This window comes from Nocardia puris, assembly GCF_036051655.1.
Lineage (GTDB): Bacteria > Actinomycetota > Actinomycetes > Mycobacteriales > Mycobacteriaceae > Nocardia > Nocardia puris.
In genome coordinates this window covers 732,339-743,164 of the sequence record NZ_CP107943.1, presented here as the reverse complement: position 1 = coordinate 743,164, position 10,826 = coordinate 732,339, and the positions used below count along the sequence as shown (strand labels likewise).

10 protein-coding genes are annotated in these 10,826 nt (G+C 68.8%); all 10 read left to right on the top strand.

Annotated elements, in window-relative coordinates; genetic code table 11:
• Positions 1-123: 123 nt before the first annotated feature.
• The 10 genes from OHB21_RS03260 (at position 124) to OHB21_RS03215 (ending at position 10,800) form a co-directional block, all read left to right on the top strand.
• Positions 124-1,977 carry a hypothetical protein gene (locus OHB21_RS03260; RefSeq protein WP_195125527.1) on the top strand — a complete coding sequence of 618 codons (1,854 nt, stop codon included), beginning with the start codon at positions 124-126 and terminating at the stop codon, positions 1,975-1,977.
• Positions 1,974-2,771: an ESX secretion-associated protein EspG gene (locus OHB21_RS03255; RefSeq protein ID WP_195125526.1), complete on the top strand. Its 798-nt coding sequence runs from the start codon at positions 1,974-1,976 to the stop codon at positions 2,769-2,771. The genes OHB21_RS03260 and OHB21_RS03255 overlap by 4 nt, the downstream gene beginning before the upstream one ends.
• A gap of 274 nt (positions 2,772-3,045) precedes the next feature.
• On the top strand, positions 3,046-4,911 hold the full coding sequence (locus OHB21_RS03250) for a hypothetical protein (RefSeq protein ID WP_067507414.1): 1,866 nt from the start codon (positions 3,046-3,048) through the stop codon (positions 4,909-4,911).
• Positions 4,908-5,687 carry an ESX secretion-associated protein EspG gene (locus tag OHB21_RS03245; RefSeq protein ID WP_067507411.1) on the top strand — a complete coding sequence of 260 codons (780 nt, stop codon included), beginning with the start codon at positions 4,908-4,910 and terminating at the stop codon, positions 5,685-5,687. Before OHB21_RS03250 ends, OHB21_RS03245 begins: the two co-directional genes overlap by 4 nt.
• A 131-nt stretch (positions 5,688-5,818) precedes the next feature.
• A complete protein-coding gene (locus OHB21_RS03240; protein ID WP_195125525.1) occupies positions 5,819-7,528 on the top strand; it encodes a hypothetical protein in 1,710 nt (569 codons plus the stop codon).
• Positions 7,476-8,318 carry an ESX secretion-associated protein EspG gene (locus tag OHB21_RS03235; RefSeq protein ID WP_084537482.1) on the top strand — a complete coding sequence of 281 codons (843 nt, stop codon included), beginning with the start codon at positions 7,476-7,478 and terminating at the stop codon, positions 8,316-8,318. Before OHB21_RS03240 ends, OHB21_RS03235 begins: the two co-directional genes overlap by 53 nt.
• 53 nt (positions 8,319-8,371) lie before the next feature.
• A complete protein-coding gene (locus tag OHB21_RS03230) occupies positions 8,372-8,686 on the top strand; it encodes a hypothetical protein (protein WP_067507406.1) in 315 nt (104 codons plus the stop codon).
• Positions 8,687-8,700: 14 nt separating this feature from the next.
• Positions 8,701-9,003 carry a YbaB/EbfC family nucleoid-associated protein gene (locus tag OHB21_RS03225; protein WP_113975217.1) on the top strand — a complete coding sequence of 101 codons (303 nt, stop codon included), beginning with the start codon at positions 8,701-8,703 and terminating at the stop codon, positions 9,001-9,003.
• A 142-nt stretch (positions 9,004-9,145) separates the two neighbouring features.
• Positions 9,146-9,460, top strand: coding sequence for a type VII secretion target (locus OHB21_RS03220; RefSeq protein WP_067507401.1), 315 nt, complete (start codon positions 9,146-9,148; stop codon positions 9,458-9,460).
• The gene (locus OHB21_RS03215; RefSeq protein WP_195125524.1) at positions 9,457-10,800 is read left to right on the top strand and encodes a hypothetical protein; all 1,344 of its coding nucleotides are present in this window, start codon (positions 9,457-9,459) and stop codon (positions 10,798-10,800) included. The genes OHB21_RS03220 and OHB21_RS03215 overlap by 4 nt, the downstream gene beginning before the upstream one ends.
• Positions 10,801-10,826: the final 26 nt, after the last annotated feature.

The window sequence follows — 10,826 nt, the reverse complement described above, 5'->3', positions numbered from 1 at the left end:
CCGCGTCGATCGGCGGTCGGATTGTGAGCTGTACCAATGCTGGTCCGGATGACCCGTGTGTCCGATTCGTGTCACCATGTACGGGGTTGGACCCGAGATCCTGTGACCATCGGAGTGCGTGCTGTGGCTGATGAAGGGAATGGCGGTTCGGCCGGCGATCGTACCGATCCGTGGCCGACGTTGAGCGGCTACGCGTCGGAGGGGACGCTGGAGTTCGAACCGAGCGCGGCGTACAACTTGGCGAACGCCGCGGCCGACGCGATCGCGAAGCTGATGGCGGTCAGGGAACAGGCGCTCGAGAGCCACAATCACTCCCTGGTCTTCTCGAACATGAGATCCGGTTCGGAGCTCGGCCGGATGTTCGACAACCGCGGCGATGACCTGATCGCCGCCGTCGACCGGCATGTCGAGATTCTCGAGGACATGTTCGATACGTTCATCGCCGCCGGGAAGGCTTACGTCGGCGCTGATGAAGGTAATGCGGAACTGTTGGATTCGATCGCTCTCCCCACGGAACCGGGTCGGTTGAGTGGCGAGCCGAGGACGATCGATACCTCCAACACTACCCCGAGATACACGCCCGACTCCGTCACTCCGACGAGTAGCTACCTCCCGCTGGACGAGACCGATGGGCCGCCCACCGCGCCGACGCTGACCGGGCCCTCGGAGCGGATGCAGGAGTTCGACGGCGGACTGCCCCCTGGCTTCGGTGCGGTCAGCTACGGTCCGAATGTCGAAGAGGGTTCGAGCCGAAGCTACAGTCAGCTCTATTACTTGGGGCAGAGTGTGGGCGAGGAAAAGGCCAAGGTGGCCAATCGCGCCGGTGTGTGGTCATGGCTCGCGGACAACGTGCACGAGGCATACTCTTCCTTCCGCGTAGGTATGGTCGGGGTGACCGGCGAAAGCTGGCGAGGCGCGGGCCGCGAAGCCGCAGCGGCCGCTGTCTCGAGCTACTTGGAAAGCGTGCCCCCCCTGCGTAAGTCGATGAAGGTGATCGCGGACAACCTCGAGTACGCGGTGGGATGGATGGAGGACACCCGCGTCAGCATGCCCCAAAGTCCGGTCAACCCCGCATCGCAGTCGCCGGGGTATACCGCTTATGGAACCAGCGGTTCCACCGCAGCGGACGACCTTGCGAAATACCAGACGAACATGAACGTCACGTACGGAACAGGAGCGACCGAATCGGGTTCCCGCGTTCCGTTGATTCCGTTGCCGGACGGCTATTTCGGTGACGTGCCGTCCGTGAACGGCGAACCCGGGGGCGAGTCGGGTGGCGGTCCCGGCCCGGGTGGCGTCGCGGGGCCGGGACCCGGTGCGATGGCAGCGGGTCCGGGCCCTGGCCCCGGCCTGTCCGCCCCGATCGCGCCCGGCGTGGGTCCGATGCCGTCCGGTGGCAGCGGGACGACGGTTCCGGTGGTGGGCGGGATGCCCGGCGGGATGCCGGGGCGCGAGGGGGCCGCCGAGGCGGCCCGGCGATTGGCCGAACAGCAGCGGCAGGCCGCGCAGCAGTCGGGTGCTCAGCAGGCCGCCCAACAGGCTCTCTCGGGTGCCCAGCAGGCCGCTCAGCAGGCGTTGGCCGCCGGACAGCAAGCGCTCGGGCAGCAAGCGGCGGCGGCCAGACCGGTTGATCCGAGGATGGCGGCCGGGCCGGGCACGGGCGCCAAGCCCACCGGCGGCGGTGGCCCCGGCGTGGGCAGTGGCAGCGGGCCCGCGCGTACCGCGGCAGAGGCGTCGAGGCTGTTTCCACGCGCGGGTGGCCTGGGATCCGGTGCGGGAACGATGTTCCCGCGCGCGGGACTGTCGCCGACCGGCGGGATGATGCCCGGTGCGCCGGGCGCCGCGGGCGCACCCGCGCGTGGTGCCGGCGAGAACGCGGGCGAGCGGAAGCGGCCGACCTATCTGGACTCGACGGAGCACCTGGAGGAGGCGATGGGCGAAGCGCCCCGAGTGGTGCGACCCGTCGTCGAACGATGAATCGCCGGTGGGACTTCACCGACCTGGAGTTCGTGGCGCTCTGGGACGGTATGCGGGAAGGATCGCTGCCGCAGCCGTTCTCGTTCATCTCCCGCACCGAGTTCCGGCAGGACTTCCTCCGGGAATGCGCGCGCACGCGCGAGCGGCTCCGTGACAGCGAAGGCCATGAACTCGCCCGGATCTTCGAGGACATCGCGCGTCCGGACATCGCCGTGCGAATTCGAGGTTTGCGCGGTCCGGATGCCGCCGAGCCCGCGAATGTCGTACGGCTGCTGGCGGTTCGCCGGGGTGAGCGTGGCTATGTCGTGTCGCAGTCGCCCGGTGAGACGGTGGAGCACAGCGGCGGTTTCACGGTCACCGAAGTCGGTGCGCTGTCGCTCGCCGACGCGGTGGTGAGCCGCCTGCCCGAGGTGGGGCCGGGGACCCACAAGCACATCGTGCTGCCGACTCCCGAGGAGTTCGCCGATGGCCGTCGTGACATGGACGATTCGCATGAGAGTTCGCCGCTGTGGGACTCGTTCGAACCCTCGGACGCGCATCGGGCGGAGTCGTTCCTGCGGTCGGCCACGCGCGGGATGGGAACAATGACCGTGGACCAAGGGAGGTCGAAGTTCGGACCGCGCGGTCGTGTGCGCCGCCGCCTCGAGTGGCGCGATGTGGTCGAGGACGGCCGGTATGTCATCGTCAGCGGGAGTCCGCCGTTCGCCGCAGCCGCGGACGAACGCCGGATGATCGCGGCGATCAACACCGAGATCGCCGCGGTGGTGAAATCCATCAAAGACGAGGTCTACTGAGCGTGCTGGGCGCCCGGCCGCGCCGACGGTGACGGTTCGCCGTTCTCGAAGTCGAGGTCGTCCGGATGCCCTTTGTTTGCCAGATGTTGTATCGGTCCCGGGTATCCGAACGCCGGACGCTGCGTCATCGGCTGTCAGCCCCCGACTCGAGGGCTGGACAATGCCGATACCGGGTGCAAGATAGTGGAAGTGAAGTCCGCGGCCGGGGTGGCCGCGTCGGGAGGCGTTGTGCGAAGGTTGTGGTCGGGACCCCGGCGGAAAGGTGGACAGACCGATGGCCGGTGAAGGCGAGAACCCCTGGGTCGCGTTCCAGGAGCAGGCGGCGGCGGGGAAGATCGACATCGGCGAGGGCGCCGCCAGATCAGCCGCGGGCATCGTCGCCGACTCGCTCACCATGATGCTGATCGGCAAGGCCGCGACGGATCGGATCACCGAGTATCAGGGATTCGGCAACCTCCCCTCCGGGCAGACGCTGCGGCAGCGGTTCCTCTCGGTGGCGCGAGATCTGGACGACCGCCTCGCCGAGGACGAGAAGATCCTGCGCGGCATGGGCGAGATGTTCCTGATCGCGGGCAAGATCTACGAGGACACCGATGAATCCGCCGCCGAGCAGTTCGAGACGTTCCGGATGGATCGTTTCGGCAACTGGCAGGACACGCGACGCGACTTCCCCGGTGTGCCGTTGCGTGGCGAGGGGACGCTGCCGGGATGGGCGCGGGAATTGCGCAGCGGCACCAGTGGCCCCCACTTCCCCGAGGGCGATCGGCTGCCCGATCCCAATTCGGAAGTGCAGCCGCAGACCAAAGGGATGGGCGCCATTCCGGTCGAGCTGGTCGAGAAGCCCAACGACTCGGCCAGGGACGGCGACCGGTGGACCGGGGACCCGTCCATCGAGAACGCCTACGCGATCGAGTACACCACCTTCTACGAGCTCGGCCAGGCGCTGGGAGACCACTCGCAGGACGTGATCGATGCCGCCGCGGTGTGGAATTGGATCTCGGCGCGGCTCGACGTCGCGTTCAACGATCTCGCCAACGGCATCGAGCAGTTGCACGCCTCAGGAGAGTGGGGTGGGGAGGGCCCGCAGGCGTCGCTGACCGCGGCGCTGACCTACCGATCCAACGTTCTGGATCTCACGAGTGCGGTGAGCTCGGTCGGCAACAACCTCAGCTGGACATCGGGGTGGCTGCACACCGTGAAGCTCAATATGCCGTGGCAGGCGTCGTGGGACGGCGCCGGTGGCACCGCCAGCGTAGGGAAGCCCTACGCACGCGACGTTCTACTACCAAGGGCGCGCACCGCGTTCAACAACTTCTACGTGCCCGGCGTCCAGCAGTCGAGTTCCGCGATACCGCCCATGCCGCCGCCGAACAAGGAACTGCTGACGGTCACCCCCGAGGAGACACCGGGTGGTCCCGGTCCTGGTCCCGGTCCTGGTCCCGGATTGCCCATCGGTCCCGGGCCGGGCCCCGGCTACCTCGACACCCGTGGCCTGCAACAGATCGCAGGGCCGCGCGACGGCGCCCGGCTCGACACCGAGCGACTTCAGCGCGAGCAACAGGAGGCCGCCGCCCGGCAGCAGCAGGCGGCGGCGCAGTGGCAGCGCGAGCAGCAGGAGGCGGCGCGCAGGCAGCAGGAGCAGCAGGCCAGGGAGCAAGCGGCCGAACAAGCTCGCCGTGCCGCCGAGCAGGCCGCGTCGGCGGGTGAGCAGGCGGCGCAGGAGGCGATGTCGGCGGCACAGCAGGCGGCCCAGGGCATTCCGGCGCTCGGCGGGCTGCCGACGCCGTCCGCGTTGGACGCCGCGCGGGCGGCCGCTCTCAACGCCGCGAAGGGCCTCGGTTCGGGACCGGGACCCGGCGGTGCGGCGCCCGCGGCGCGGCCCGTGGGAGATGTCGGCAAGCTCTTCCCGCGCGCCGGTGTCGCCAGCGGCGTCACCACGGGACTCGCCGGCGCGGCCCGTGCGGGGATCGCCTCGATGGGTCCGTACCCGGGCCCGCCCGGAGCCGCGGGCGCGGCCGGACGCAACGCGGGCGGCGAAGGCAAGGAACACAAGCGGCCCGCCTATCTGGACTCGGCCGAGCACCTGGACGAGGCGGTGGGCGAGGCGCCGACCGCGTTCAAGCCGGTGGTCGACCAGTGAGCAGAACCTGGGAGTTCGGCGATCTGGAGTTCTTCGTGCTGTGGGAGGAGGTCGACCGGGATGGGTTGCCCTCGCCGCTGATCTTCACCAGCCGTACCCCCGGGCACGATGATTTCGTCCTGGAGAAGGCGCGCACCAGGCAAGCTCTGCGCGCCAGGGCGGATCGGCGCGACATCGCCGAATTCCTGGAAGTGCTGGCGTTTCCCGACATTCGCATCGTGGTCGACGGCTGGGGCGGCGCGGACCCCGACGATCCGGCGGCCTGTGTGCGCTTGATCGGCGGCCGCAAGGGCGAGCAGGGTTTCGTCGTGGAGCAGCGGCCCGGTGAAACGATCTGGCACAGCGGTGGATACGTCGTCACCGAGTGCCGAGCGGTCGATCTCGCGACGGAGATCGTCGCGCGGATGCCCGCGGCGCCGGCCGGGAAGCCGGGGGAGATCGTCCTGCCCGACCCCGAGGATGCCGAGACCGATCGCCGGTACGGCAGATCGCCGGTCAAGGACGATGATCCGGTCTCGGATCGCAGGAGCGCCTTCCTGACGATGCCCGCCTCGCGCACGGGTGTCGTCAAGGTGATACAGGGAACCTCCCGGTTCGGTCCGCGCGGCATCGTGCGCCGGGAGATCGAGTGGCGTGATCTGGTGGACGACGGCCGCTACGCGATCATCGACGGCCTGCCCGCGCGAGCCGTCGGCGTCGACGCCACCGCGTTGGTCGCGCTGGTGAACACCGAGATCATCGCGGTCGTGCGCGCGATTCGGGACGAACGGGTGTGAACGGGCTGCCGAGCGCGTCGGCGTGCCGGGATCGCTGATTGCCGTGCCTGGAACAGGTGCCCTGTGTCATCATGGCCGCAGCCGGGGGGCGTTGAGGTAGCCGGTGCGACAGCGACGAGGAGCACGACCGGATGGGCGAATCCACGACGTGGGCCGAAATAGGTTCCGGTGACGTCACTTTCCACGGTGAGGCCGCGGCGTGTGCCCGTCTCTGCGCGGAGTTGGTCGGCATCGTGCTGGGTGTGCGGGACGAGGTCGGCGAGATCGCCGAACTGAAACCCTTCTCCGGCCTGGAATCCGGACGTGAACTGGCGCGGAAGATGTCGGCGCGCGGAACCGACGTGCTCACCTATCTCGACCGGCACGCCGAGATCCTGACCGAGATGACCGACGCGTTCATCGCCGCGGGCAGGCGGTACGCCGAGGCCGAGGGGCTGTCGACCGCTGAGTTCGAGGGGATCTCGGTGCCGGCGGAACCGACGGATGTGCGGAGCAGATGGGCGGTGTACACGCCGTACCAGTACGACGATCTGCGCGATCTGGGTGCGGGCGTGGACGGCGACAATCTGATTCAGGACAACTACGTCTACGACGTCCTCATGCTGGAACTCGGCTACAACAACGTGTACGGCGGGAAGACTCTGGTCGAGGAGTTCGGCCGGACGGCCGTCGACGTCGTGCGAGGCCGAGGCGAGTGGGGCGATGCGTCGGCCATCGAGAAGATCCGGCATCTGTCGGGTGTGTCGGTACCGGGCACCAATGACGCCGTGACCGAGTTCTATCCTCCCTCGATCGCGGTTTCGCACGCCGACGCCATGACCTTCGACCAACTCCGGGAATTGCACGCCAGCATCGATCCAGCGTCTGTCGACTCCGCCGCGCGGACCTGGGAGTGGATGGCGACCAGGCTCGATCGCGAGTACGAGGACCTTCGACGCAACGTGCTCGACGCGTCCGCCATGTGGGGCGGCGCCGGTGGCCCGGCAGCGCGGGAGGCTACCGAGCGATACGCCACCGATGTGCGGAATCTGATCGCAGGCATGGCGTCGGTCGGTGCGAACCTCTCCTACACGACGTGGTGGTTGGCCATCACCAAGGAAGGCACATCCGACGACGGCTCGGTCAACTCGACGTATACCGAGCGGGCTCGGTATATGGTCGACGAGTTCTATTGGCCGGGCGTCGTCGACTCGGACTCCTCGATACCGGTTCTGCCACGCCCGCAGAGTCCGGTGTCGTCGCCGGTGCTCCCCCAGGACAACCGAACACCTGGGAGCCCGACGCAGTTCGGCGGCCCGGGTTTCGCGGCGCCCCCCGGCGCAGGTCCCGGCGATACTTCCGCCGCGCGCGCACCGCGGTCGGCATCGCCGGGGGCGAGCGATGAGAACGCGGTAACGGGTAGCCTCGGGCAAGGGACCGCCGACATGCTGCGGGCCGGCGCCGACGCGATGACGGGCGCGGAGGGCAGCCCGGTCGCGGGAGCGGGAGCCGACTCCGCGCGAACGCTCGCCGCCGGCGCGGCAGACCCCCGGGTCGGTGGAGGTTCGGCATCAGGCGGACAGGGTGCAGCGTCTCGGTCCACGCACAACGCCGGTGCGCCGAGGCGTGACGGATACCTGTTTCCGCGCGCCACCGCCACCTCCGCTGTAGCCGCGCCCCGTGCGGGCTCCGCCTCGGGGGTTCCCCTGCACGGTGCGCCCGGGGCCGCGGGTACACCCGGGCGCGGCGCGGGCTCCGAGGAGCGCGACCGGAGTCGCCGAGGTCATCTCGACTCGACCGAACACCTCGATGAAGCCGTGGGCGGTCCGCAGATCGTGGCGCGTCCCGTCGTCGACCGGTGAGGTTGTCGTGATGGCGGCGCTGTCGTGTCGTCTTTCGGATCTGGAGTTCGTCGTCGCTTGGGCGCGAATGAGAATGGGAACGGTACCGCGCCCGTTCGTTTTCACCAGCCGCACACCGCTGCTGGCGGACTATCGGCGTGAGCGTGCCGAAGCCGCGGAACGGCTGCGCGCGACGTGGGGTTCGTCGCTGGACGACGGCCTGGCCGCGATGGCCTGCCCGGATATCCGCGTGGTGATCACGGGTTGGCGGGGCGACGAGCGGGATCCGCGTTGCCGAATCGCGCGACTCGCGGTGCGCAGCGGTGACCGGGGATTCGTCATCGACCAGGAGCCGGGCGAAACCCTTTGGCACAGCGTCGCTTTCACGATCATCGCGGTGGACGCGCTGGGTTTGGCCGAGGTTGTCAGCCGAACATTGCCCGAGCAGCCCGCGGGTTCGCTCGGGCGCCTCGAACCCCGGCACGGCGACGGTTTCGACCATTTCTACGCCACGTCGCCCGCCCACGAACCCACATACGATCACGACGCCGACCACTGGCAGCGGTTCGCCGAGTCGAGGGTGAGTGGCGCGGGCGTGATCGAGATCGAACAGGGCAGATCGCGTTTCGGCCCACGCGGTATCACGCGCAGGCGGCTCGAATGGCGTGACCTGGACCGAGACGGCCGGTACGCGATCGTCACACCGGACTCGCGACCCGTGTTCGAGCCCGTCGATCGGAATCGGCTGGCCGCCCTGATCAATACCGAGATCGCCGAGGTCGTCCGCGCCATCAAGGACGAGCGGGTGTGAGCGTCCGGGTTCCGGTCGTACACTGCACAACAGGACGAGCGACAAGGACGCATATGGCGACAGCGACTTCACGCAGCGGTTCGATCTCGGTCGTCACGACCGAGCAGGGGCTACCGATCTCGATCACCGTCGAGCCCGGTGAATTGCGCCGGGACCCCGGCGCGTTGGCCGGTGAGATTCTGCGATTGTGCAAGCAGGCGGCCAACCGGGCGGGTATGGAGCGACGGGCCGAGCTCGAGGCGGCCGGGCTGAGTGCCGATGTGCTCGCCCTCACCGGATTGCCGAAGCCCGAGGATGTGGCCGAACAGGAACTGCTGGAGGAGCAGGAGTACGAACAGGAGCCGCAGAGCTGGCTGCGGCCGGTGTGAACGGGGGTGCTGGTGTGAGTTCGGCGATGGACGAGCTGGAGGACCGGGTCCGCAGGCAGCTCAACAGGATTCGAGATCTCGGCGATCAGATGACCGCGGTCCGGGCGCGGGAGACCTCGCCGGATGGCGAAGTGACCGTGGTGGTGGACGGCAATGGCGCGCTGTGCGATCTGGAGTTCTCCGAGGGGATCTCGCGGTTGTCGCCGCAGGACTTCGGGCAGCTGGTGGTGACGACGGCGGCGCGGGCGGCGCAGCGCGCGTTCGCCGAACGCGGGGATCTGGTCACCGCGTTCAACGAGGAGATGGCGGGACGATGAACGGATCGGTGGTGATAGCAAGCCATCGATTCGTTGGGCGGAAGTTACATTTTGTTCTTCGAAACTTGCTCGGCGAGTCATGCGACCATCCGGTACATTGAGGAAGTCCGTGCCAATCGTCTTCTGGTAGCTGAGGTTTCGAATGGACAAGATTGCCGTCACATCGGATGCCATTCGGCAGTACGGGAACACCGCGGCGGTCATGGCCGGGGAAGTCGCGGTTGCCGGTGCGGCGAACCAGGCGGCGACGATCGCCGCGGCCATTCCGGTTTTCGGTTTGATCGGCCAGGACTTTCTCGCCGCCTTCGCCTACGCGCAGGCCAATAACATGATGTCGGTCGCCGAACTGGCGCACGTGTACGCGATGACGGCGGTGGCCTCACACGAGGCGGCTGCTCTCTACGACGTGACCGATGCGTCGTCGGCGGCCGAGCTCGGGGTCATATCCAGCTCATGAATGCGCCTTTGGACCAATCGGTAGTGGATCTGCTTCGGCAGAGCCCCGTCGGGCCGATGCTGGATCGCCCGGTGAACGACGTCCTGCGGGATATGGGCATTCCCGCGCTGCCGGAAATCCCTGGCCTGCCGCCGTTGCCGGATATGCCGCCGTTGCCGGTGCTCGACCTGTCCGCGCTCGCCAAGCCTCTCACCGATCTCGCCGGCGGATTCGGTACCGGCGTGTTGCCTTCCGCCGCACCGGCACCGGCGGCCGCCGAGGGGGCCGCGCCCGCGGCTGGTCAGGAGCCGGCGGCGCCACCGGTCGATCCGGCGCAGATGATGCAGATCGTGTCCACGGTATTGCAGACCGCGACCACGCTCGGTAGCACGGCTTTACAGGCCGTGATGGCGATCTGGCAGAGCATGGCCGCCATGGAGGCGGCCCAGAAGGGCGCCGAGACATCGAAGGACACCGCGGCGGTCGCGCAGCAGAGCGCTCAGACCTCGGTCGGTGTCACCTCCGCGGCAGGCTCGGTGTTCCAAGGCGCGGGCTTGATGGCGGGGGTGATCGCCAAGTTCGTGGCATCGGCCACGGCGGCCGCGCCGTTTCTCGCCACCGGCGCGGGCCAGGTGTTCCTGGTGGGCTTGACCACCGAGACGATCGCCGAGGCGCTGGCGGTGGTGGCCAAGACGCGCGGCGAACTTTCGGTGCACAGCGCGGCGATGACCGAGACCGGTACCAAGGTCCCGGTGACCAACGCCCCGAGCAATGTCGATCCGTCGCAGGCGATGTCGCAGATCATGCAGATCCTCGGCCCGCTTTCCCAGTTGGCGGGCAGCCTGCCGCAACAGGTGTCCTCGATCCATCAGGCGCTCGCTCCGCCGAAACCGGTGGTCACCCCGGATCGTGAGGACGCGGAGAAACTTTCGCGCGACGGACTCGCCGGTGGTGGCGGTGGCGGTGGCGGTGGCATGGTCGGTGGTGTGGGTGGCGGTGGCGCCGCCGGCGCCGTCCGCCAGCTGACGCCGTGGGGCGGTGCGAATACGGCGGGCGGCCTGGGTTCGGCGGGTACCAACGCCGGTGCCGGACAACCAGTCGCGCCCGGCGCGAGCTCCGGCCCGCGTGGCGGAATGATGAGCCCCGGCGCGGGCATGATGCCCATGGGCGCCGGCGCCGCCGGCATGGCGCGCGGCGCCGAGAGCACCGCCGACGGGTTGCGCGGCCAGCTGGTCACCGAGGAACACGGCAACGAGGTCGTGGGAGAGATCGAGGGGGCGTCGCTGCCCGTCGTGGGCGCGGTGGAACGGGTGACCGAGGTGCCGGGCACCGAACCGCCCGACAAGGCGCTGACCCTTTAGAACACGAGCCATCGAGCAGGGAGCAC

Coding starts and splice junctions, on each gene's coding strand:
- OHB21_RS03230 (WP_067507406.1), top strand. CDS start 8,372: ATGGCGACAGCGACTTCACGCAGCGGTTCGATCTCGGTCGTCACGACC.
- OHB21_RS03235 (WP_084537482.1), top strand. CDS start 7,476: ATGAAGCCGTGGGCGGTCCGCAGATCGTGGCGCGTCCCGTCGTCGACC.
- OHB21_RS03215 (WP_195125524.1), top strand. CDS start 9,457: ATGAATGCGCCTTTGGACCAATCGGTAGTGGATCTGCTTCGGCAGAGC.
- OHB21_RS03250 (WP_067507414.1), top strand. CDS start 3,046: ATGGCCGGTGAAGGCGAGAACCCCTGGGTCGCGTTCCAGGAGCAGGCG.
- OHB21_RS03240 (WP_195125525.1), top strand. CDS start 5,819: ATGGGCGAATCCACGACGTGGGCCGAAATAGGTTCCGGTGACGTCACT.
- OHB21_RS03220 (WP_067507401.1), top strand. CDS start 9,146: ATGGACAAGATTGCCGTCACATCGGATGCCATTCGGCAGTACGGGAAC.
- OHB21_RS03255 (WP_195125526.1), top strand. CDS start 1,974: ATGAATCGCCGGTGGGACTTCACCGACCTGGAGTTCGTGGCGCTCTGG.